The organism is Anaerosolibacter carboniphilus, from assembly GCF_014205875.1.
Classification (GTDB): domain Bacteria; phylum Bacillota; class Clostridia; order Peptostreptococcales; family Thermotaleaceae; genus Anaerosolibacter; species Anaerosolibacter carboniphilus.
In genome coordinates, this window is record NZ_JACHEN010000001.1 from 66840 (window position 1) to 91419 (window position 24580).

20 protein-coding genes and 1 riboswitch are annotated in these 24580 nt (G+C 39.4%); of the genes, 14 read left to right on the forward strand and 6 right to left on the reverse strand.

Going from position 1 to position 24580, the window contains the following annotated elements; translation table 11 throughout:
- Window positions 1–37: 37 nt before the first annotated feature.
- Both HNQ80_RS00340 and rd read right to left on the reverse strand, forming a co-directional pair.
- Window positions 38–931, reverse strand: a complete 894-nt coding sequence (locus HNQ80_RS00340) for a DMT family transporter (RefSeq protein WP_184307004.1) — start codon at window positions 929–931, stop codon at window positions 38–40.
- 137 nt (window positions 932–1068) lie between these two features.
- On the reverse strand, window positions 1069–1230 hold the full coding sequence (rd, locus tag HNQ80_RS00345; RefSeq protein WP_184307006.1) for a rubredoxin: 162 nt from the start codon (window positions 1228–1230) through the stop codon (window positions 1069–1071).
- A gap of 304 nt (window positions 1231–1534) precedes the next feature.
- Between rd and HNQ80_RS00350 the strand changes: the two genes are divergently transcribed.
- The 10 genes from HNQ80_RS00350 (at window position 1535) to HNQ80_RS00395 (ending at window position 13981) form a co-directional block, all read left to right on the forward strand.
- On the forward strand, window positions 1535–2650 hold the full coding sequence (locus HNQ80_RS00350; RefSeq protein WP_184307008.1) for an aminopeptidase: 1116 nt from the start codon (window positions 1535–1537) through the stop codon (window positions 2648–2650).
- A gap of 190 nt (window positions 2651–2840) precedes the next feature.
- Window positions 2841–3392 carry a chromate transporter gene (locus HNQ80_RS00355; protein ID WP_184307010.1) on the forward strand — a complete coding sequence of 184 codons (552 nt, stop codon included), beginning with the start codon at window positions 2841–2843 and terminating at the stop codon, window positions 3390–3392.
- Window positions 3376–3897: a chromate transporter gene (locus tag HNQ80_RS00360; RefSeq protein ID WP_207726799.1), complete on the forward strand. Its 522-nt coding sequence runs from the start codon at window positions 3376–3378 to the stop codon at window positions 3895–3897. Before HNQ80_RS00355 ends, HNQ80_RS00360 begins: the two co-directional genes overlap by 17 nt.
- Window positions 3898–4197: 300 nt before the next feature.
- On the forward strand, window positions 4198–5904 hold the full coding sequence (locus HNQ80_RS00365) for a glycosyl hydrolase family 18 protein (protein ID WP_184307012.1): 1707 nt from the start codon (window positions 4198–4200) through the stop codon (window positions 5902–5904).
- Window positions 5905–6161: 257 nt separating this feature from the next.
- On the forward strand, window positions 6162–7940 hold the full coding sequence (locus HNQ80_RS00370; RefSeq protein ID WP_184307014.1) for a GGDEF domain-containing protein: 1779 nt from the start codon (window positions 6162–6164) through the stop codon (window positions 7938–7940).
- A gap of 155 nt (window positions 7941–8095) precedes the next feature.
- Window positions 8096–8704 (forward strand): TetR/AcrR family transcriptional regulator, encoded by a 609-nt coding sequence (locus HNQ80_RS00375; RefSeq protein ID WP_184307016.1) that lies wholly within the window; start codon window positions 8096–8098, stop codon window positions 8702–8704.
- Between the two features lie 18 nt (window positions 8705–8722).
- Window positions 8723–9736: an HlyD family secretion protein gene (locus HNQ80_RS00380; protein WP_184307018.1), complete on the forward strand. Its 1014-nt coding sequence runs from the start codon at window positions 8723–8725 to the stop codon at window positions 9734–9736.
- A gap of 12 nt (window positions 9737–9748) precedes the next feature.
- Window positions 9749–10525: an ABC transporter ATP-binding protein gene (locus HNQ80_RS00385; protein ID WP_184307020.1), complete on the forward strand. Its 777-nt coding sequence runs from the start codon at window positions 9749–9751 to the stop codon at window positions 10523–10525.
- 10 nt (window positions 10526–10535) lie between these two features.
- Window positions 10536–11672, forward strand: coding sequence for an ABC transporter permease (locus HNQ80_RS00390; RefSeq protein ID WP_184307022.1), 1137 nt, complete (start codon window positions 10536–10538; stop codon window positions 11670–11672).
- Between the two features lie 125 nt (window positions 11673–11797).
- The gene (locus tag HNQ80_RS00395; protein ID WP_184307024.1) at window positions 11798–13981 is read left to right on the forward strand and encodes a DNA topoisomerase III; all 2184 of its coding nucleotides are present in this window, start codon (window positions 11798–11800) and stop codon (window positions 13979–13981) included.
- A gap of 67 nt (window positions 13982–14048) precedes the next feature.
- Here the strand turns inward: HNQ80_RS00395 and HNQ80_RS00400 are convergent, their stop codons facing one another.
- The 3 genes from HNQ80_RS00400 to HNQ80_RS00410 form a co-directional block, all read right to left on the reverse strand.
- Window positions 14049–15401, reverse strand: a complete 1353-nt coding sequence (locus tag HNQ80_RS00400; RefSeq protein ID WP_184307026.1) for a sodium-dependent transporter — start codon at window positions 15399–15401, stop codon at window positions 14049–14051.
- A gap of 318 nt (window positions 15402–15719) precedes the next feature.
- The gene (locus tag HNQ80_RS00405; RefSeq protein WP_184307028.1) at window positions 15720–16415 is read right to left on the reverse strand and encodes a DUF485 domain-containing protein; all 696 of its coding nucleotides are present in this window, start codon (window positions 16413–16415) and stop codon (window positions 15720–15722) included.
- Between the two features lie 278 nt (window positions 16416–16693).
- Complete coding sequence (locus tag HNQ80_RS00410) at window positions 16694–18274, reverse strand: sodium-dependent transporter (protein WP_184307030.1); 1581 nt, start codon at window positions 18272–18274, stop codon at window positions 16694–16696.
- 507 nt (window positions 18275–18781) lie between these two features.
- A riboswitch (cobalamin riboswitch) is annotated at window positions 18782–18961 on the forward strand.
- 279 nt (window positions 18962–19240) lie between these two features.
- Between HNQ80_RS00410 and HNQ80_RS00415 the strand changes: the two genes are divergently transcribed.
- The 4 genes from HNQ80_RS00415 to HNQ80_RS00430 are packed head-to-tail and all read left to right on the forward strand — an operon-like array spanning window position 19241 to window position 24209.
- Window positions 19241–19840 (forward strand): TetR/AcrR family transcriptional regulator, encoded by a 600-nt coding sequence (locus tag HNQ80_RS00415; protein ID WP_184307032.1) that lies wholly within the window; start codon window positions 19241–19243, stop codon window positions 19838–19840.
- Between the two features lie 60 nt (window positions 19841–19900).
- Window positions 19901–20593: an ABC transporter ATP-binding protein gene (locus tag HNQ80_RS00420; RefSeq protein WP_184307639.1), complete on the forward strand. Its 693-nt coding sequence runs from the start codon at window positions 19901–19903 to the stop codon at window positions 20591–20593.
- Window positions 20593–22944 carry an ABC transporter permease gene (locus HNQ80_RS00425; protein WP_184307034.1) on the forward strand — a complete coding sequence of 784 codons (2352 nt, stop codon included), beginning with the start codon at window positions 20593–20595 and terminating at the stop codon, window positions 22942–22944. Before HNQ80_RS00420 ends, HNQ80_RS00425 begins: the two co-directional genes overlap by 1 nt.
- A gap of 11 nt (window positions 22945–22955) precedes the next feature.
- Window positions 22956–24209: an efflux RND transporter periplasmic adaptor subunit gene (locus HNQ80_RS00430; protein WP_184307036.1), complete on the forward strand. Its 1254-nt coding sequence runs from the start codon at window positions 22956–22958 to the stop codon at window positions 24207–24209.
- A gap of 9 nt (window positions 24210–24218) precedes the next feature.
- Here the strand turns inward: HNQ80_RS00430 and HNQ80_RS00435 are convergent, their stop codons facing one another.
- On the reverse strand, window positions 24219–24560 hold the full coding sequence (locus HNQ80_RS00435) for a hypothetical protein (protein WP_184307038.1): 342 nt from the start codon (window positions 24558–24560) through the stop codon (window positions 24219–24221).
- Between the last annotated feature and the right edge of the window lie 20 nt (window positions 24561–24580).

The following is a 24580-nucleotide window of genomic DNA, read 5'->3' on the forward strand; positions in this document are numbered from 1 at the left end:
TAATGAAAAAGGAACAGCTGTATGCTGTTCCTTTTCATTATTCTTCTGCAACCTTTCGTTTATTAGCTTTTAAGAAAGGCAGGTCAAAATCTATTTCTGCCACCAGCATGCCTCCTACAATTAAGATACTACCGATGATTCCCCGATGATTCATGACTTCTCCAAGGAGAAGATAGGCAAATATGGCGGAGAAAACAGGCTCTCCTGTGAAAATGAGAGCAGTATGGGTGGTGGAGGTATACTTTTGCACAGCGTTTTGTACGATAAATGCGCCAGAGGTACATACAAATGCTAGGAATAAAATGGAAAACCAAGCATTGGCAGCAGTAGGAATGACAGGAGTCTCAAATAAAAGGCTAACAATGGTGCTGAGAATTCCTACGACACCAATCTGGAGAATAGCTAAGTTGATAGAGTCTACCTGCACAGCATATTTGCCCACGGTAATAATGTGGAAGGCAAAACAAACTGCACCGATTAAGGTATAAAAGTCACCGATATTTAATTGTAAGTTAGCATCTAGCGTTAATAAGCCTAAACCTACAATTGCTGATACCACGCCGATGATGGCAGAAAACTTGGGCAGTTTCTTTAAAACGAAAGCAGAAAAAATAGGGACAATAACCACGGAGAATCCAGTGATAAAGCCGGATTTTGATGCTGTGGTATAATTTAGTCCAAGGGTCTGGGTCCCATAGCCGGAAAACATGATGATGCCGATGAAGAGGCCATATTTTAAAGTAGCCCGGTCCAATTTCATCAAACGTTTATGAAAAATTAAGGCGGAGGTAATGGCGGCGATTAAGAAACGAATTCCTAGAAAGTTGAAGGTCTCCAGGGTTTCAAGGGAATTTTTTGATAAGATAAAAGAGATACCCCATGCCAAGGTTACACCAAGTAGGGCCAGATCGGCTTGATGCTGTTTCTTCATTATATACTCCCCTTTGATAATATTTCTAGTACCTAAATATTTTACCATAGAAACTAGATATTTTATAGATGAGAAAGAATGAAAAACATATTCAAAAAAGCAAAAAGGCACACTTTGTGTGCCCCATATGTATGGTTTTATTCTTCAGGTTCGAACATATCCTTGCTAACGCCACAGACTGGACATACCCAATCCTCGGGGATATCTTCAAAAGCAGTACCTGGTGCAATACCGCCGTCTGGATCGCCTACCTCTGGATCATAAATATAACCACATGGAATACATCTGTATTTTTGCATTGGACCTTCTCCTTTCATGTTTAAGCATTAAAGCAACAATCTAATTTGATTTTACCCACCATAAGGTGATTCTAAACAAAAAAATAAAAATCCTTTTCAATATTTATGTATATGTATGATTCTGAGCGATATGAGGAATTTTTAAAATATTAAATATTTTTATTTTTTAACAGGAAAACAGCATCTGAAAATGATATAATATGTATAAAATACTTCATATGTATAATAAATACGATATATCAGCTATCCATGAAAGATGATATATTGAAGATCAATAGAGAAAATTCATAAAGGAGATGATTTTATGTTAGATCCAAGAATTGAAAAATTAGCCTACAACCTTATTCACTATTCGACTGAATTAAAGCCTGGAGAGAAAATTTTGATCGAGGCCATGGGGTATGAGGTGCCTCTGGTAAGACAATTGGTAAAGGAAGCTTATAAAGTGGGTGCTGTTCCTTTCGTGACAGTAAAGGATCACCAGCTTCTCAGGCAAATTCTATTAGAATGTACGGAAGAACAAATGAAAATGATGGCAAGGTACGAGTTGGAGAGAATGAAGGATATGGATGCCTATATAGGATTGCGGGCTGGATTTAACGCCATGGAATTAAGTGATGTGCCTGGTGATAGGATGAAAATCTATGCGGAGCATTTTCTAAGTCCTGTTCACTCTGATCAAAGGGTGAACCATACAAAATGGGTAGTCTTAAGATATCCAAACTTCTCCATGGCTCAGTTGGCCAACACAAGCACGGAAGCCTTTGAAGATTTTTATTTCAATGTATGTAATCTTGATTATGGAAAGATGTCAAAGGCCATGGATCACTTGGTCGCGAGGATGGAAAAGACGGATAAGGTACATATTAAAGGGGAAGGAACAGACTTAACTTTCTCTATTAAAGGCATTCCAGCCATCAAATGCGATGGAAAACTGAACATTCCTGATGGAGAGGTGTTTACAGCACCGGTGAAGGATTCTGTAAATGGGATATTGTCCTATAATTGCCCTGCTGTATATCAAGGTTTTACCTATGAAAATATCAAATTAGAATTCAAGGATGGGAAGATTGTCAACGCCACAGCCAATGATACGGATCGAATTAACGAGGTATTCAATACCGATGAAGGGGCTAGGTATGTGGGTGAGTTCGCTATTGGTGTAAATCCTTATATCCTAGCACCAATGAAAGACACACTTTTTGATGAGAAAATCATGGGAAGTTTCCACTTTACCCCAGGCAAATGCTATGAAGATGCATCCAATGGGAATATATCCGCCATCCACTGGGATTTGGTATGCATTCAAACACCAGCCTATGGCGGCGGTGAGATTTATTTTGATGATGTGCTCATTCGAAAAGATGGGTTGTTTGTGATTCCAGAGCTAGCGTGCTTAAACCCAGAGAATTTAAAATAAGCGATGCCACAGCAAGAGCAGAGAGAATTTCTCTGCTCTTGCTTTTTGATAAGGGTCAGACAGCCCTATGCGGCAGTTTATGGTATATCTATGTAAATTTGACATTTCAGTGGAAATTATATAAAATTTTTAAAGGGTGAGAATATACATAGTAAGGAATGTCAGATACGTGGAGAAAGGGATAGAATCTATGAAAGCAATGCTGAAAATGTTTTTTATTTTTTTTAAGATCGGTGCCTTTACCTTAGGGGGTGGCTATGCCATGATTCCCTTAATCGAGGAGGAGATCGTCGCAAAGAATAAGTGGATTGAGACCGAAGAATTCATTGATATCATCGCACTTTCTCAGACCATACCGGGAGCATTGGCGATCAATTCTTCTACATACATTGGCTACCGATTGTTTGGCTTTCCAGGTGCTGTAGTGGGATGTTTGGGAACCATTATGCCATCTGTAATCATTATTCTGCTAGTGGCCACCTTTTTTATTCAATTTAGAAGCTTACCCCTTATCGAGTCCATATTCCGTGGTATCCGACCTGCTGTGGTTGCCTTGATTTTAGTGGCAGTGATGAAGCTAGGGAAGCCTTTGCCCAAAGATACTATAAATCTAGTATGGGTGATTGGCGTTGCATTGACCATTACCTTTTTGGGTGTGCATCCCATATTGATTATTCTAATGTCAGGAATCGCAGGGTATATTCTATTTAAAGGAGAAAAAAACGATGAGAATACTCGTTGAAATATTTTTAACCTTTGCCAAGATCGGTGCTTTTAGTTTTGGGGGTGGATTGGCAATGCTGCCCATGATAGAAGAGGAAATTGTACACAATCATCAATGGCTTACAGCCCAGGAGTTCATTGATGTGGTGGCTATCTCCGAAATGACACCAGGACCTATAGCAGTGAACGCTTCTACCTTTGTGGGATACAAGGTGGCAGGGGTCCCAGGTGCCATTGCTGGAAGCATTGGAGTAGCCATTGTTTCTTTTATGCTGATCACGTTGTTGGCCAAGTTCTTTATGAAAATCAAGGACGCAAAGGAAACCAAGGCTGTGTTCAAAGGAATTCGTCCTGCGGTCTTGGGATTGATTCTAAGCGCAGGGATCTCTATCGGAAAAACTGCTTTTGTTGACATGAAGAGCATTGGCGTAGCGGTTATTGTGTTTTTGGGTATTTGGCGATTTAAAGTCAATCCGATTCTAGGAATTATCGCGGCTGGTGTAATGGGAGCTATATTATTTTAGAGCATGGGCAGGATGAGATCAGTAGAGGCGCCCATTGGGCGTCAGTGGAGAATTATAATCATGAGCAAAGCGGTGCAATGAATAGAATGCAATATTTATTTGTTATGGATATAGAGCCTGCATGAGAAAGTGGAGGCTCTTTTTGTTTGCTGTAACAAGAACCAATGGATATTCAGAAGGGTTGGAGAAAACTACCATGGCAAAACCATTGAACTTTAGAGAAATCTCTTTATAATAGTAGAAGAGCATAGCTTTGGGGGAAGGTAAGAATGATGGGGAATCTAGGAGAGGGGGAAAAGGATGAGAAGGATACACTGGATGATCGGGTTTATATTGATTACAGCTTTATCAGCAGGATTCATATTTATGATCTTTCAATCCCAAGAGGTTTCCCCGGTGATCTATGAGGGAAAGGCCAAACTTGTGATTGGAGATCAACAGATTGAAGAAGAACCCTGGATCCGTTATAGTGACGATATTTTGTACATGCCCTATGATATTGTAAGCAATCACATCAGTAAAGATATCATCCTCAGTAAAGATCAGAAAAGAGTATATGTTCCATTGCGAGACACAAAGGCAGAGCTAGAGGATGAGGAACTCACAGGGTTTGTGAAGGAGAACGATATTCAAGTGAATATACCGACTCGGATAGAGGAAGGAACTGTGTTTATACCACTTACGCTCTTAAAAGAGATGTTAGGAATCCAAATCCGTTATATTGAGGAAGCGGCAACTGTTATTATCGATCCAGTGTCTATAGTGAAAAATGAGGGTGAGATCAAAGAAAACAGAGTCGGAATAAAGGAAAAACCTTCTTCATTAGGCTTCTCAAAAGCAGAACTAAGGCTAGGAGATCGGGTTGCAGTATTGGGTGAAGTCAATGATTGGTATCGTATTCGAAGTAATACTGGAGATCTGGGTTATATAGAAAAAAAGAATATTGAAGTTTTAGTCCCAGCGGAGCAGCCTATGATGCAGATGAATACAAAACGAGTGCTGGAAAACCAAGGGAGCAAAAAGATAAATGTGGCTTGGGAATATGTCCATGAAAAGTCACCTAACATAGGTGCTGAAAGCAGGATTCAATCTCTTGATGTGGTTGTGCCCACATGGTTTAGTGTTGCAGATGAATCGGGGATTGTGATGAACAAAGGGGATCGGCGTTATGTGAATGAAGCCCATAAAAAGGGTTATAAAGTATGGGGATTGGTTGACAATGGTTTTGACCCAAAACGGACCTCTAAAATTCTAGAAGATCCCCTGAAAAGAAAAAAAGTCATTGGACAGCTATTGCTGTATGCAAGCATTTATAATTTAGATGGGATCAATATCGATTTTGAAAACATTTACTACAAAGATAAGGATGCTTTGGTAGCCTTTGTAAAAGAATTGAGATATTATACGAACAAACAGAATATCATTTTATCCATGGATGTAACGGTACCCTCCAGCAGTGAGCAATGGTCAAAGGTATATGATCGAAAGGCACTGTCGGAGCATGTTGACTATATAGCTGTGATGACCTATGATGAACACTGGGCTACTAGTCCTATCAGCGGATCTGTAGCCTCTATGCCGTGGGTAGAGCGTGGAATTATTCGCAGCATGGAGAACATTCCATCTGAAAAGTTATTTTTAGGACTACCATTCTATACACGGGTTTGGAAAGAATATAAAAACGAAAATGGAAAATTGAAGGTGGAATCCAAAGCAGTATCTATGGTGAGAGCCAAAGAGATCATAGATGAGAAAAATGCAGCGGTTATTTGGAATGAGGAGCTTGGACAATACTATGCCCAATATGAGGAAGAAGGAGCAACCTATAAAATTTGGCTTGAAGATTCAAAATCTATTGCATTGAAGACTACTTTGGTAGAGAAGTATGGTTTAGCAGGGACTGCGTCCTGGAGACGAGGTTTTGAACGTCAAGATGTATGGATTGTACTGGATGAGATGATCAAAAGAGGAAAGAAATATCACGAATTGAGTTTCAAGGATAACTAGGGATGCTTTCCCTAGTTTTTTTTATGGGGTAAAAGAGGATTTTCAAGTGGTGAGCTATGAAGAGACGGAGCATTACCAAATCATGAGAAACTTCTTGAACAATACACGAAAAATGTTGGATATTTTGATGGCTTAAGACAACAACATATTTTCATCGAATTTACAAGCTTTTAACTTAGGGGGAGATGGACTAGTATATAATAAAATTAAGCAGGACAAAATTCCTAATTTTGAAGATTTTTTATGGAGTGAGTAAAATGGATCATCACAAAGCTGAGGATTTGAGCTACAAGCAGTTAGAAGAAATCATCGTCAAAGGGAACATTGACAATGTGTTTCAATGTATCATTTCTTTGAAGGATGGGAGTGTATTAGGCTATGAAGCGTTATGCAGGGGACCTAAGGGAAGCATCTTGGAAGATCCCAAGGAATTGTTCCATATGGCAAAGCGGCATGGCAAAATTATGGCATTGGAACGAATGTGCAAAAGAAAAGCTATGGAGAAGTTTCATAGAAAAGGCGATGGTCTAAAGCTATTTGTAAACATTGATCCCCTCTGTTTTTTGGATAGTAGTCATGGAGAGTTATTAGATGATTTTTTTTCGTTGGAGAATAAGGATTCTAGTCATGTTGTTTTCGAGATAACAGAACATACGTGTATTCAAGACTATAAATCTTTTTGCAATATCTTACATAAATATAAGAAACTTGGCGTGGATATCGCCATAGATGATGTGGGGAATGGGTATGCAGGCTTAAATTTGTTGGCCAATGTGGAACCCCTATATATGAAGATCGATATGGAGCTTATACGCAACATTCATAAGGAGCCTTTTAAGCAGGCGCTACTAAAGGCCATAGTGGAGTTTGCTGACAATACAAACTCTAAACTGATTGCAGAGGGCATTGAGAATGGAGAGGAACTGGATGTACTAATTGATTTAGGGATTCATTATGGACAGGGATATTATATCCAAAAACCATCTTCAGAACTCCTAAACATCCATCCGAGCATAAAAACTCGTGTTTTAGAGAGAAATCTGGCAAAACAGGACATCAAGTTAACGAATATTACGAACACTAAAATTGGTGAGATTAGTAAGCTTGTACCCCATATTTGTGTGGATACCCTGGGAAAAGATGTAGATCTGATTTTTCAAAAAGGGTCGACAGTTCAAGGGCTGCCAGTGATTGACCGAGACAAACCTGTGGGGCTGGTGATGAAGGATAAGTTCTATCAATATTTAGGAAAACAATATGGATATGCTATTTTTATGAAAAGAACCATAGAACGTTTAATGGATCAAGGACCGCTGGTGGTGGATTATGATACACCTTTGGATCGTGTTTCTGAAATCGCTATGATGCGGGAAGAAGAAGCCCTTTACGACTATATTATTGTAACAAAAGATAGCAAGTATTATGGTATTGTTACAGTGAAGGACTTGCTGCAGAAGATGACCGAAATCGAATTGAATCGTGCCAAATATGCAAATCCATTAACGGGCTTGCCAGGAAATATCATGATAGAGCAGAGAATTAGAAATGTGATTGCATCGAAGAACAAATATGCAGTACTATATTTTGATCTAGATAATTTTAAACCCTACAATGATGTCTATGGATTTGAAAATGGAGATAGGATTATTGAGATGACTGCTGCTGTGATAGGACAGAGAATGAAAGCTCTTGATTTTCATAGAGGTTTTCTAGGGCATATAGGGGGGGACGACTTTGTGGCCATCGTAGAAAATCATCAAGTGCACAGGCTATGTGAGGCAATCATCGAGAAATTTGATAAGCGAATCCTTGATTTCTATTCAGAAATAGATCGGAAAAAGGGCTATATTATGGCTGAAAATCGCCATGGCGCTATCGAAAAGTTTCCATTGATGAGCTTATCCATTGCTGTAGTGACAAATGAGCATAGAGATTTTGACAGCGTTTCTCACCTGGCTGAATATGCCAGTAGAATCAAGAAAAAGTGCAAAGCCTGCTGGACAAGCAATTATATGATTGGAAATACAGCAGAATAAAAATTGTTAACCATCCAAAAGGATGGTTTTTATTTTCCATATTTCCCGGGAAAACGACAAAACTTTATATATCTTTTATCATAAAAAACTTGCACATGCATATGAATAGGAGTAGAATGTAAGAGTGAGTAATCACTCATTTTGGAGGTGTTGATATGGAAGAAGAAATTATGACAACAGAGCAGAAAATTTTAGAAGCTGCGGTGGAGATCTTTGGTCAAAAAGGGTTTAATGGTACAACAACAAAGGAAATCGCTCAAAGAGCAGGCATTGCAGAAGGCACCATATTTCGCTATTTTCCTAAGAAGAAGGATATTCTCTATGGGATTTTACTGAAAATGCTAGAAGTAGTAGGGCCTAAAATTGTAGGAAGCGGATTGAAAGAAATATTTGAAAACCATGAAGAAAAAAGTGATCGGGAAGTTATTATGGCTTTCATACAGAATAGAGTAGCTCTTATCAAAGGGCATATGCCTTTAATAAAAGTGGTATTGAATGAAACTCAGTATCACCCAGAGCTGCAAGGTGTATTTTTTGAAAAAGTAATTCAGCCTGTCAAAGGAATAATCGATGAATTTTTTCAGGAGGGAATAAAAAAAGGGCGATTTAAGAATATTCCTCCTACGACGATGACTTTAACCTTGCTTGGATTTGCAGCGAGCAACTTGCTAGGGAATAACATACAGGTGTTTTCAAAGAATATAAGTCCAGATCAGTTACTGGAGGAAACTGTAGAAATATTCTTGAAGGGAATATTAAAATAGCATTTGGGGGAATGATCTATGAAAAGAATTGTATGGATGGCTCTTGTGATCCTATTTGTCCTAGCGGGTTGTGGACAAAAGGAAGATGACCTTTTGAGGTATACAGGCACAATAGAGGCTACTCAGTATGATGTGACAACGGACATCGGAGGGATGATCAAAGAACTTTATGTAGAAGAAGGAGATACTGTAGAAGCAGGCAAAGTGGTGGCACTTTTGGATGATGATACGCTGAACTATAGTGCATTACAGCAGGAGGCAGGTTATCATGCGAAGCAGGAGCAATTGAATGATATTAAGAAAGGTTCCAGGGAAGAGGAAATCGCCATTGCGGAACAAGAACTGCAAACAGCAGAAATCGCCTTAACAACAGCGAAAGAGCAGTATAGCCATCGACTAGATATTTATAACAATACAAAGACTTTGTTTAATGAAGGGGCAGTGAATGAGCAGCAACTGAAAGATGTCAAGCTTCAGCTGGATCAAGCAGAGGCGAATGTACAAAATGCAGAAAAAGGTATCGAAAAAATGCGTTCAAAGGTTGCGTTGGTGAAGAAAGGTGCAACGCAGGAGACGGTTAAAAGCAGCGAGTATAGCGTAGCCCAGTCAAAATATGCCTATGAACAGGCTTTGATCCAAAAGGAAAAGGTGAATGTGAAGGCAGTCAATCAGGGGGTTGTCTTATATAAGTATTACCATAAAGGAGAATTTCTCTCAGCAGGGGCACCTATCGTTACCTTAATGAATACGGAAGATTTGTGGATGAAGATTTATGTGCCTGAAAAAGATATCCACCAAGTCAAAATTGGTAAGGAAGTGAATTTACTTTCGGATACAGTAAAAGATCAGAAAATGAAAGGAAAGGTAGTATTTATTTCGCCTCAGGCGGAATTTACTCCATCGAATGTAACGACAAAGGAAGATCGTCATAATAGGGTGCACGAGGTAAAGGTGAAGGTGATAGAGGGCGCAGCACAGTTGAATCCAGGTATGGTTCTAGACGCAGATCTAGGCATAGAGAACTCAAATTAAGAAGGTGAAAAAATGGAATTTGCCATAGAAATTCAGGACTTGAAAAAACAATTTGGAGACTTTGTGGCCGTAGACGGGATTAGCTTTTCTATTCCCAAAGGAAAGATATTTGGTTTTCTAGGACCCAATGGTTCAGGAAAGTCAACGACGATTCGCATGCTGTGTGGTGTCCTAAGACCCACTTCGGGGAAAGGAACTGTTTTGGGACTGGATATCCTTCAAGATGCAGAAAGAATCAAGCAAAATATCGGTTACATGTCTCAAAAGTTTGGACTTTATGAGGATTTAACGATTCTAGAAAACCTTCAATTTTTTGCTGCCATATATGGTATACCTAAGAAGCAGCTAAGTCATCGCATCGATGAAATTCTAGACTTATGTGCCTTGCGAGGAAGGGAAAATGCCATTGTTGGAATACTCTCTGGAGGATGGAAACAACGGGTGGCCCTTGGGTGCTCCTTGCTCCACAGACCTGCATTACTCATTCTGGATGAGCCGACAGCAGGAGTGGATCCTGTGTCTAGAAGGGTATTTTGGGAAGTGATTCACACGCTGTCTCAAGAAGGGATTACAATTCTCGTGACGACCCACTACATGGATGAGGCGGAAAGCTGTGATTTATTAGGCTTCATTTATCGAGGCAAGATCATCACCCTGGGAACTGTAAAGGAGATTATGGAAGAGAACGACAGCAAAAGTATAGAGGACATATTTATTTCTTATGTGGAGAAAATCAGTGATATTAAAGTTAGAGGATCCTTCAAAGATATGAAGGATCATATGGAATAGGGGTGACTCCATGAGTTTCCAGCGATTTATGTCTATTGTTCGGAAGGAATTTATTCATATCAGGCGAGATAGGGCCAGCATGATTATTGCTTTTATTGCGCCGCTTATGATGCTATTTTTATTTGGATTTGCAGTGAAATTAGATATTGAAAATGTAGAAATGGCAGTGGTAGATTGGGACCAAAGCACAGCCAGCAGAGAATTTATACAGAAGCTCAAAAACACAGATTATTTTATAGATAAGTATTACGTGTCAAGTGACCAGGAGGCGATTGACCTAATTGACCGTGGATTGGTAAAGGTGGCTGTGATCTTTCCTTCAGGATTTGAAAAAGACATCCATAAAGGAAAAGAGGCAGAGGTACAATTTCTAATTGATGGTAGTGATTCGACAGTCTCTAAGACGGCCTTGCCCAGTGCTGTTATGACAGCAAACAATTATTCTGTGCAGCTGAAGACTGCAGAAATGGAAAAAAGAGGATATATGGCATCTGGAGGGCAGTCTGGTGTGGTGGCAAAGGCAAGGGTGCTGTATAACCAGGAAATGGATAGCATTAAGTTCACCATACCTGGTTTAATAGGCTTGGTAATTCAGAACATCACCATTATATTGACGGCCTTTGCTTTGGTCAGAGAGAGGGAGCGAGGAACCCTGGAGCAACTGATCATCACACCGATTCGTTCTATTGAGTTAATATTAGGTAAGCTGACCCCCTATGTACTCATCGGATTTATGAACTTTGGAATGGTCATGACGCTGGCAATTGTAGTGTTTCATATGGATATTCAAGGGAACGTACCCCTTTTATTGGTGTTGTCTGCCTGTTTCGTGATCTGTGCATTGGCCATGGGGATGATTATCTCCACAGTAGCTAAAACGCAATTGCAAGCCATGCAGATGGCGTTACTGGCCTTGTTGCCCAGTGTATTACTGTCAGGATTTGTATTTCCTCGAGAAGCTATGCCGAAACCTATTTATCTCATGGGATTTGCGATTCCCTTAACCTATTATTTAGAAATCATACGAGGTATTGTACTGAAAGGTGTGGGAATGAAATATTTCTATCAGCAGGTGATACTGTTGGTTTTATTTACGGTACTGCTGATTACTGTAGCCGTTGTGAGATTTAAGAAAAGATTAGATTAAAGGGCAAAAACATTTCCTTTCATTTTAGAATTTGAAAGGAAATGTTTTTTTCTAACTTGCTTTTTAGAGTGCATTTTTATAAGATAATACCATACGAACGCAAATTCGAAGGAAGAGGTAAATCAATGAAGAATCTTGTAATCGCAGAGAAACCCAGTGTAGCCAGGGATATTGCCAAGGTATTAGGATGCAAAGCAAAAGGTGATGGCTATCTGGAAGGAAATAACTATATTGTCACTTGGGCCATAGGGCATCTGGTAACCCTTTGTGAGCCTGAGGATTACGATATGACATACAAGGCATGGTCGATGAAAACCCTGCCCATTTTGCCTGAGGAAATGAAGCTAAAGCCCATCCGTACGACTTATAAGCAGTTTACCATATTGAAGAAGCTCCTGGGAGATAAGACAGTGGATACCGTTATCTGTGCCACCGATGCAGGAAGGGAGGGAGAGTTGATTTTTCGATATATTTATCAACTCTGCCATTGTAAAAAGCCTATCAAACGATTATGGATTTCATCTCTTACCGATGAGGCCATTCAAGAAGGTTTTAGAAATTTGAAGGATGGCAAGGAATATGATAGGCTATACCATTCCGCTAGAAGTCGAAGTGAAAGCGATTGGTTGGTGGGGATGAATGCTACCCGAGCGTATACCATCAAATATAAAGATCTGCTGACCATCGGTAGAGTTCAGACCCCTACTTTAGCTCTATTGGTAAACCGTGAAAATGAGATTCAACATTTTGTACCAAAGGATTATTGGGAACTGAAATGTGACTTTGATGGCTATCAAGGGATATGGTTTGATCGAGAGACAAAAGAAACAAAAATTGAATTGGAGGAAAGGGCCGAAGCTTTAAGGGTGAAGGTGGAAGGTAAAGAAGGGATTGTTGTCGAGATTGAGACAAAGAAAGTGGTGAAGAAGCCACCCCTTCTATATGATTTAACAGAACTGCAGCGGGATGCTAACAAACGCTATGGCTATACGGCAGAAAAAACGTTAAATATCGCCCAATCCTTATATGAGAAAAGGAAGGCCATTACTTATCCTAGGACAGACAGTAGATACCTATCAAAGGATATCGTGAAAAGCCTTAGGGGGAAAATTCAGAACTTAAAGGATACTAAATATGGCGAGCACACCCTAGATCTACTAAAACTTGAAAAACTGCCGATTACCAAAAGGATTGTAGATGACAGCAAGGTCAGTGATCACCATGCTATTATTCCTACGGATAAAAAAACGGATATAGAGAAGCTATCTGCTGAGGAAAAAAGCATATTTCATTTGATTGTGATCCGTTTCTTAGCAGTATTTTATCCTGATTATATTTACAATAGTACGACGGTTATCACAGAGGTAGAAGGAGAACCTTTCAAAACCACCGGGCAAATGGTGGTGCAAATGGGATGGAGAACCTTGGAGCAGGATGATGAGGAAAAGGAGCCCAATATTCCACAAGTAAAGAAAAACCAAAAAGTTTTAGTAAAAGAAGTAAAGCTAGAAAAAAAGCAAACCCAGCCACCCAAAAGATACAACGAGAGCATGCTGCTATCAGCCATGGAGAATGCAGGAAAATTTGTGGAGGACGAAGAGTTAAAGGAGCAGCTGAAGGAAAGTGGTATCGGTACGCCTGCCACCCGGGCATCCATCATCGAGAGGCTAATCAAGGTAGAATATGTGATTCGAGAAGGAAAGAATTTAGTTCCTACAGATAAGGGAATGAAGCTTATCGCCTTGGTGCCAAAAGAATTATCTTCCCCTGAAATGACAGGAAAATGGGAGAAAGCTTTGAACCAGATTGCCCAGGGAAAAATGGACCGAGAACGATTCATGGAGGGAATTCGCAACTTTACCATTTTCCTAGTAAGAGATGCCTATGAAAGGCAGACGAGCCTTCAATTTGCAAGACAAAAGAAAAAAGGATCATCTAGAGAAAATACGACAGAGAATCGGATTGTGGAAGAGTTAGGATCATGTCCTGCTTGTCAGCAAGGAAAGATTTTGGAGGGTAATAAAAGTTTTTATTGCAGCCGTTACAAGGAGGGCTGTAAATTTGGCCTCTTTAAAGAAGACAAGCTAATGGCTAAATATAAGAAAAAGATGACCAAGACCACGGTAAAGCAGCTAATCACAAAAGGCGAGACGATTATCAAAGGGATGGTTTCCCCAAAAAACCAAAAAAAATTCGATGGAAAAATCAAATTGAAACCCTTAGATACGGGCTATTGGGGATGGATGTTTGATTTTAGCAATAATGCTTCGGATATTCAGGAGGCTGGTAAGAAAGAAAAGGAAAAATAGAGAGAATGAAGAACGAAAAAACAGAGAGGGTGTAAATGCATCCTCTCTGTTTGTGTATAATTTTAAATTATAGAAGACCGATCCCATTTAAGAATACAAGGGCAATGAGAATGGGTGCTACGAATTTTGTAAGGAAGATAAACGCTCCAAAATAGCCTGCCTTCACACCTTCAGCTTTCACTTCTTCTTCGACAGATGATCTCTTCATATACCACCCTGCAAATAGTGTGATGAATAATCCACCTAAAGGCAGTAATAGATTATCTGAACACCAAATCAATAAATCCATAAAAGCTAATCCAAATAGTTTTGCCTCGGCCAACGGACCATTGGATAAAGAGCAGAATATACCAATTACTGTGATGATTAGAGCAGCGATGATCGTGGCTTTCTTTCTAGACATTTTTAAGTCTTCTGCAAAGTATGCAACAACAACCTCAAGGATAGAGATAGATGATGTCAAGGCAGCAACAGCAAGTAAGACGAAAAATAGAATGCCGAAGACGTGCCCATAAGGCATTTGTTGGAATACATTGGGTAGTGTTACGAAAACCAAACCAGGCCCTACGTTGGGTTCGATACCAAAGGCAAATACTGCCGGAAATATGGCTATACCAGCTAATAAAGCGATGGAGGTATCGGCGATCGTAACTTGGATAGCTGTTTCCCCAAGATTTTCTTTTTTACTGATATAGGAACCATAGGTGATCATGGTGCCCATTCCCAGACTGAGAGAGAAGAAAGCATGACCTAATGCAGCAAGAACCGCTTCTCCTGTTATTTTTGACCAGTCTGGCTTGAATAAGAAGGCTAAACCATCTTCTGCACCAGGAAGCGTAATTGCACGGATATCAAGAATGATGATGATAACAAGCAACATAGGCATTAATACCTTCGAATACTTTTCAATGCCATCTTTAATACCAGCCACAACAATCCAAGCGGTTAATGCCATGAAAGCGATCTGCCAGAAAATTGGTTTCGATGCAGAACTTATAAATCCTCCAAATATTCCACCTATCTGATCAGGAGATTGACCGGCGAAGGTATTTGCAGCTGCTTTGAATATATACTCCATACACCAACCTGCAACGACCCCATAGAAAGAAAGAATAACAAAAGCAGCAGCTACGCCTATCCAGCCTGTTAAAAACCAAGGTGTATTCGGCGCCAGCTTTTTGAAAGCGCCAATGGCATTCTTTTGGGCTTTACGACCAATCAAGAATTCAGAGAGCATAAGTGGAAAGCCGATCAATACAATACAAATCAAATAAACGACAATAAAGGCAGCGCCACCATATACGCCCGTGATATATGGGAATTTCCATATATTTCCTAGGCCAATGGCAGAGCCAGCCGCAGCAGCAATCACTCCAAATTTACTGCCAAAGGAATCTCTTTGAAGAGAGGATTTGTCCATTCAGTAAACCTCCTTTAATTAAGATAAAAACGGCTGATTCAGAAATGATCCGATACAAGATGAAGCCTAATCATTCAAAATTCCCCGAAACGTCTTAAAGAGATAGTATCATGGATAAAAAAGTGTGTCAATTATGTAATAGTTATTTCAAAAATTCAATATATATAAACTTTGTTGCATGTATCTAAGGATTAATTGTTGTAATGGTTCGAAATAATAAGAAAAAATGTATGAAGAAAGATTTATGACTATCATTAGGATTCCCCAAAAAAATATAAAAGCACACTTTATGAAAATAAAGTGTGCTTCAATGGACAATTAGACAAATAAGTTTTTATTCTTGAAACCTCGATAAGCCTGTAAGCTAGCCAAGGCAAATAGCAACAAGGCCAATAGTGGAGGAACCGTCACCAGTGCTTTTGCCACGCCAACAGAACGACCTGTGTCTGCCAGTACTTGGCTGACGGCCTGCTGATAGTTAGATAAAGCATAGATGCCATAGCGTATCCAAATAAATGATGTCATCAAGGCTACCGGAACGATGGAAAGGCTCATATACAAACCATTAATGGAACGATTTTTTACACCCCGTGTACCTAAGAATATAGGTACAAAAAATACAGCAGGAAGAATAAAGCCGAAATATTGTGGAGAAAGAGCTAAAAACAGAGCCGAAGTAAAAAGGAAGGTTCTATGGTATTTGTTTACCTCCTGCGTTTTCCCTTCAAAATCGCCCTTGGCTGCATGGAGATATCTCACATAGGCTTCTAGTTTGCTTAGGTTTTCTTTTTGATCTTTACTTCCTTTCAATATTTTTACAGTTTCCTTGCCTTTCTTGCACAATGCTTCATATACGTTTTCATAGCGTTCAGGAACTTCCAGTTTCTTATAGTTTGTTTCCAGAGAAGCTAGCTCATTGCGAAGCTTATCGCCTTTACTTGGAGCAATCACTTGTGGATTTGCTGCCAGGGTATTCAATTCTTTCATGATATCCATTAAATGAGATGTATGCATGGAATCACTCCTTATCTGCTGATCATTTCATAACTATAGTATGATTGATATTAGTGTATCATATTCTGACCTTTGTTGTATATGGACTGCTATAAAACTGATAGGATATGAAACGGAATCGATAATAAAACCCCACCTAAGGTGGGGTTTTATCCCTAAACTATTTATCTCCCTTCAAAAGGGGTCTCATTGTTACGGCGATGGCTATGAAAATTAGAGACCATGTAGTAACCATAAATCCCAAAGCTGCACCTGTCATATCATTACCTCCTTTTGAATTATATACGAACTGTTATTTTGTTAGTTTCAATCTCATCGGCATATTTAGTCTTGATAGATCTATATGACTGGATGAAACCAACAAGCATTACTGCAAATACCACAACTCTTGCGCCATTTACCCAAGGAACCAACTGTGGAGAGTTTGCAACGAAGGATGGAACTGCTTTGAAGTAACCAGCCTTGTAGAAGTCTAAATAGGAGAAGAAGATTAAAACCATGATTACGATAGGTGTTACTAGCTTGTGGAATACATTGAAGAACCATTTCGGTACCTTCCAGATTCCACCACGGTTCATCTCTTCAAATGCACCATCACCCATCAACCAAGCAGCTGCGATAATTTCGATTAGACCCAATACGATCAGCAGGTTTGAACCTACCCAGTTATCAACCTCAGTAAAGTAAGCTAAGTCAGCAGTCTTTGTTAAGATTGGCTCTAAACCAACTGGTAGACCCACGATGATGTATCCAAGGAATACCATCCAAGCAGCTTTACCTCTAGTTACACCTAAATCTTCTTCCATTAGGGCAACTAGATAGTTGTACATTGCGATGGCAGATGTGAATCCAGCGAAGAACAATAGTAAGAACCATAATGCTCCGAAGATCTGACCGCCAGCCATTGTTCTGAATACGTTTGGCAATGCGATGAAGGATAGACCAACACCAGCACCTACGCCATCTGGACCAAGGAATGCATAAGCGATTGGAATAACCGCTGTACCACCAAGGATAATCTCAGCAAATTCATTCAATGAAATTGTAGCTAAGGATGATACAACTACGTCATCGTCAGCTTTCAAGTAAGAAGCATAGTTACAAATGATACCCATACCGATGGACAATGTGAAGAAGATTTGTCCGGCTGCAGCGATTGCAGATCTCCAGCTAAGAGCTGAAAAGTCTGGGTTCCAGATATAATTCAAACCTTTCATGGAGGACCAGTCTGGATCTACTGGGCTACCAAGAGTTAAAGCACGGATAGCAAGGACGATACCAAATACATAAAGAACTGGCATCATTAATTTTGCCCAAGCCTCGATACCTTTTTGGATACCCCTCATAACTGCAAAACCAAGACCTGCAAGAGCGATGATCCAGAAAGTGAATACCATACCTGGCGATTGAATATAATTTACGAATACTTCTCCTGTAGATACTGCTGTATCAGCATATCCACCTGTAACAGATAGGAAGCTGTATCCTAATGTCCAACCGATAATATGGTTGTAGTAGGAGTTAACTAACAAGGTTACGGCGAAGGCAATCATACCTGCTAAAGAACCAATGATAAGAGCAGTTTTTGGTTTTGTGCCTTCTCTTGCCTGTAAGTAAACCATTGGTCCTAATGTACCATGACCATATCTACCACCGTAACGGCCAAGGTTCCACTCTACCAACATAACAGGAATACCGATAAGAATAAGTGCTGCAAAATAAGGAATCATAAATGCACCGCCGCCGTTGCTAGCAGCCTGATATGGGAATCTCCAGAAGTTACCCAAGCCAACGGCGTTACCGGCCATAGCAAGGATCAAACCTAATTTGGATCCCCAGTTCTCTCTTGAATTGCTCATAAGAGTGCTCCCTCCTTTTAAATTGTATGATTTCTATTTCAACTTCCATTATAATTAGTTTCAAAAAAATTAGCAATGATTATTTTTACTTTTCTGAATGTTTATAATTGGGAAATAATTGTTTGTTTTTTATCAAAGTATTCGTTATAAAAGGTATAAATTATATAAAAATATGAATAATTATTCAATATGTGATCGTGAAATCCAGAGAAATACTGGAAATAAGTTCTAAGATATATATTAAATAAATGATAAAATTGTTACAAAAATGTCAATCTTATCATAAAAACTGAATGAAGGAGGTGGAAATTTACCTATTTTTATGCAAAAATATTTTCAGATATTTGCAGAGATAATAATAATTCTTTTGTTTGTTGAAAAATTTTAACAGTACAAATTTTATTAAACGATATGCTGAAAGGAAGATTTAGAAAAGGAAGGGAGACGCTATAAGATGGTAGTAACTAGATTGACATGCTCAAAAGATTATGATATATTTTTTATAAGTGAATAATTTTTGCATTAGGTTTCCTTAGGGAATAATAGGGAAGTACGGTGTAAAACCGTCGCAGCCCCCGCTACTGTAAATGATGACGAAACCCCAACAAATGCCACTGAACCATCGGGAAGGCTGGGGAAGTAGATTGATTCATGAGCCAGGAGACCTGCCTATTGCTGATATCACTACCTTCGGAGGGAAGGTCAGGAAAGTAGATTCTACTGAATATATACCCTGTCTTTCCGGCAGGGTTTTTTGTTTCCCTTATAGAAGGTGATTGGTCTAGTTTTCAAACATTTTCCTTACTTTGTCCCCCGAATATCGGGGGATTTTTTTTATCTTTTAAAGCATGGAAATAATTCATTGAACTTACATTGATTTTGGAAAGAATTAGGCGTATAATAATATTGTACTCAAAAAGTACAAAAGTACAGTATGTCCTAAATTTGGAGAAAGGAAGGGGATATATGACAACCCAGAGTTCCAAAAAATACAGAAGATTGATGGAGAAAGCAAAAGAGTTGTTTTTTACACAAGGATATAAGCGCGTGACCATGGATGAGATCGCAGCAGAAGCAGGGATTAGTAAGATGACAATATATAAGTATTTTTCTTCCAAGGAAGACCTATTGCTAGAAGTGATCATACAGTGGAGCGATCAGATTCTATCAATAATACATGCAGATTTAGATAAGATTCCAACTGCTGTTGAAAAGATAGAATACATGTTTTCCTTTGGCGCAAGCGTTTCGAAAGAAATGCCCTTCGTGTTATATAAAGACATTATGGAGTCTCCTTACATCATCGCACGACTAGGGGAATATAAGAAAAAAGAGGTATTGGTACTATGGAAAAATATATTGGAGGAAGGGGTAAATAAAGGGGAGATGCGACCCATGGATGTGGATTTCGTATCTCACTTTTTATCAGATTTAACAGAAAACATTGACTGGCAAAGGATATTTGCAAATCCTTATTATTTAAATGAGGAAAAAGGGGTCAGCTGGCTGGTAGAGAATATTTATGATTTCTTTAAGTATGGATTATTAGGAAGGGGTAAGGGGTAGAAAAATATCAAATGGGATGAGTGGATATAGGAGGTGATCAAGGTGGAGAAAGAAATTTTAATGCGAGTAGAAAAGGTAAGCAAAACTTATCAAATGGGAGAAGTAAAGGTCCACGCTTTACAGGATGCAAGTTTTGAACTGTTTGAAGGAGAATTTGTTGTAATTTTAGGGCCCAGTGGATCTGGAAAGAGTACACTTCTGAATATTCTAGGTGGAATGGACTCTCCGTCAGAGGGCAGAGTATTCATCCATGATGAGGAGATAACCAATTATAATGATAAACAACTGACAGTTTATCGCAGAGATCATGTGGGCTTTGTGTTTCAGTTTTACAATCTGATGGCAAATTTAACAGCTAGAGAAAATGTGGAGTTGGCTACGGAAATTTGCAAGAATGCCTTAAATATTGATGAGATCATGGTGGATGTGGGACTTGGAGAGCGAAAGGACCACTTTCCATCCCAGATGAGTGGAGGTGAACAGCAACGGGTAGCCATTGCAAGGGCAGTTGCTAAAAATCCTGTGCTTTTACTCTGTGACGAACCTACAGGCGCTTTGGACTTTCAAACAGGTATTATGATCTTATCGCTGCTTCATAAAATCAATCGGCAGTTTAACAAGACGGTAGTTATTATTACCCACAATACACCGATTGGGGAAATGGCTGATCGCGTGATTAAAATGCGCAGCGGAAAGATTGTTGAAGTAAAGGAAAACACAAATCCGATACCGCCAGAAAGGATTGAGTGGTAATGAGAAAGCTGGATATACGACTATTGAGACTATTGAGGAATTCAAAGGGACAGTTTATTTCCATTGCCATCGTCGTTGCCCTAGGCCTATGTATCTATGTTTCGTTTAGTATGACAGCCATGAATTTGAAGAATACAGTGGATTATTATTATGAACTGACGAACTTCGGAGATATTTTTGTCCAGGCCGTTAAAATACCTGAAAGTGCGTTGCATAGATTAAAAGAAATCGAAGGGATCGAGGTTGTACAGGGACGGGTAAGTTTTGATGTTCCTTTAAAAGTGGAAAATGATAAAGAAAAGGTAAGGATACGAATCGTATCTCTTCCAGATACGGAGAAGAGAATCAATGACTTGTATGTTCTGGAGGGGAAAATCGTTGAGGGACAGCCCAAAAAGGTGGTAGTATTGGAGCAGTTTGCAAAAGCAAGAAAAATTGCTGTAGGAGATAAAATGACCGCCTATATCGATGGGAAAATGACGCAGCTGGATGTGTCTGGGATCGTAGCCAGTTCTGAGTATGTGTATCTCATGGAAAATGAACAGGCGCTGCTGCCTGCACCGGAGAAATTTGGTGTCGTCTATGTCAGCGAAGAATTTGCCCAGACGACCTTTGGTTATCAGGATAGTTACAATGAGCTTTTGATTCAAATAAAAGACCAGGATAAAATGGATGAGATTGTAAAAAAGCTTGAAGAGAGATTAGATCGATATGGTGTAAAGAGAATCATCGAACGAAAGGACCAACTAAGCAATCGGATGTTGACAGAAGAAGTTACCCAATTAGGGAAGACTTCTAAGACCGTTCCCTTGCTCTTTCTGTTGGTGGCAGCCCTTATTATTTATATCATGCTGATTCGAATCGTGAAAAATGACCGTATCTATATCGGTGTGTTGAAGGCTTTAGGCTATGGAAACTATGCAATATTGTCTCACTATGTGAAGTTTGCCTTGGTGATCGGGATTACGGGGGCTCTGATCGGGAATGTGACTGGGGTGATGCTTTCAGGTTTATTGGCTCAAGTGTATGTGATGTATTACAATCTACCCTTATTGAAGTCAGAAATTTATTATGTGTATATGATGTATGCCATTCTATTGACCAGTATTTTCTGCATCTTTGCGGGGCTTATAGGCGCCAAACCGGTGTTGGACATTATGCCAGCTGATTCCATGCGTCCAGAGTCGCCCAAAACAGGAGGTCGAATTTTCTTAGAAAAAATTCGATGGTTCTGGAAATATGTGAGTTTTAGCTGGAAAATGGTGATTCGAAATATTGCGAGAAGCAAAAGACGATTTGCATTTTTGGTACTGGGGATTGCGTTGACCTATGGGATTACGGTTGTTCCCATCTTTCAAGGCGGTGCCATGACCAACATGTTTACCCTCCACTATGGAGAGTTTCAAAAGATGGATTATAGCATTGATTTTAATAAACCCATGAATCGTAAGGCCATGCTTGAAGTAAAGCAATTGGCGGAGGTTGATTATATTGAACCGAAACTGGAATATCCCTTTGAACTCAGAACAGGCTGGAGAAAAAAGGTGGTAAGCATTATAGGGGTGCCTAAGGATACACAATTTTATGATTTTAAAGATAATCGTCAGCAATCTGTAAAGCTTCATGAAAAAGGAATATTTCTTACAGAAGGCTTGGCAAAGGCCCTGCATGTTAAAGAGGGGGATCAAATAACCATCAAGAACTTTATTCCAGGGAAAGACGATGTCAAAGTGGAAGTGAAAGGAATTGTGAAGCAATATCTGGGCGTCAATGCTTACATGAACATTGTAGAGATGGAAAATACCTTAACCGAAAAGGGTATGATTACGGGGGTAAATGTCAGATCAAAGGATCGTGTACAGGATAAAGTAAAGGATATCAAACATGTTTCTGTTGTACAGTCGGTGGATGATATGAAAAACAGCTTTTTGCAGTTTCTGGATGCCACAAAATATTCCGTCGGAATCATGATGCTTTTTGGAGGAATTTTAGGATTTGCCATTGTGTACAACTCTACGATTATCAGTATCGCAGAGCGGAGCATGGAATTTTCTTCCCTGCGGGTTTTAGGGTTTGAGAAGAAAAATATATATCAGATGATTACCAAGGAAAACATGCTGATGACGGTTATTGCCATTATTCTTGGAATACCGATTGGATATGGAATGTGTAACGGTATTGCGGAAGCCTTTAATACAGATATTTTTTCTATTCCAGTAATCTTAACGCCCAAAATATTTATCACAGCAGCTATTGCTACCGTTGGTTTTGTGTTCATTGCACAGCTAGCTACCCTAAAGAAAATTTATAGCCTTAATTTCATAGAAGCTCTAAAAAATCGTGTTTCCTAGGAGGGAAGAAAATGAAGAAAAAAATCAAATGGATTGTCTTGGCGGTTATAGGCATTATTGGTATTGCATATTTTGCAGCAGGAAGAAATCAAACGTTGGAAGTAGAGACTTTTCGTGTGGAAACAGGCAAGCTTGAAAAATTCATTGAAGAAGTGGGTACTGTAAAAATGGAACAGCAAACCACCATTTATGCTTCTGAAACAGGTAAGGTAGTAGAACTTATGGTCAGCGTAGGGGATATGGTAAAGGCGGGAGATGTTTTAGCCAAGTTGGATGAAAAGGAAATGGCCATTCAGTTGGCAGGACTTCAGGCAGAGAAGGATGCTGCTTTGGCCCAATATCAAGATGCACTAAGGCCCAGCGACGGAGAAGTCATAAAAAAGGCTCAATTAGCGGTAAAAACTGCTGAAATCAATTTTGAAGAAGCAAAACGAACTGCAGAGAACAATAAAAAGCTTTATGAAGCAGGGGCCATAAGCCATGAGGCGTATAAGGGTGCTGCAGCCAAGTTGGAACTGGAGACAGCGGCACTGGAAAGTGCTAGAAGTGACTTGGAAATAGCACAAAAGGGTATTTCTACTCAGCAGAAAAAGGAATTTGAAGCGAGAATCAATCAAGTGCAAGCACAAATTGATTTACAAAACCAGAAAAAAACGAATTTCGTAATCAAGGCAACCCAGGATGGCATGATTATGTCAAAGGAGATTCAGAATGGTACCTACATCCAACCAGGAATGGCAGTATTCGAGATCGGAAACAATAAAAATGTATATATTGAGAGCGATGTATTGATGAGCGAAATCGGCGATGTGCAGGAAGGTGGTACTGTAGTTATTTGGAATGATGATTTGGGCATTGGAGAAGTAAAGGGGACGGTGAGGAAAATACATCCCAAAGCCTTTAGCAAGATTTCTGATTTAGGGATCGAGCAAAAACGAGTGAAAGTAGAAATTGATTTGCCCCAAATGGAGCTGAAATTGAAGCCGGATTACGACATGGATATCCGCATCATCACACAAACAAAACCGAATGTCCTCTGGATACCAGAGAATGCTATCTTTGAATATCAAGGAACAGACCATGTATTCGTAAATAAGGATGGCGTAGCATCACTGAAAAAAATTGAAAAGGGAATGGACAGTGAGGAGCGGGTTGAAGTGATAAAGGGCCTGCAAGTAGGAGAAGAAGTGATTATATCACCAGATGAGACATTGAAGGAAGGCGTAAAAATTAAAAAGAAAGATCAAACTGAAAAAGCCCAGTAAATCTGGACTTTATGATTCATATTTCCTGTGTACAATACGTTCACCTAATGGATTATCACCCATATATTTCTCAACATACGCGATCAACTGATTTTGCTCATTGTTTGCAAATTGCAGCATCTTGTCGGCTGTGTAATCAATGACATTGGGTTCTTCACACTCTGAGATAATTTCGAATATTTCTGCAAGATGTTGTGCTAGCTTGTTTTCGGCTCGTTCAGAAGCGTCTTCGTCAGGAACGATGTTGTAATGGGCCATAGTCTTAAGGGCATCACATAAAATCCAAGCTGTTCCCTCTACAGTTTTTAATAAATTATTATGATGTTTCTGGTCATCAATTTCATGTTGCATAGCGTAACTCCTCTCTTATC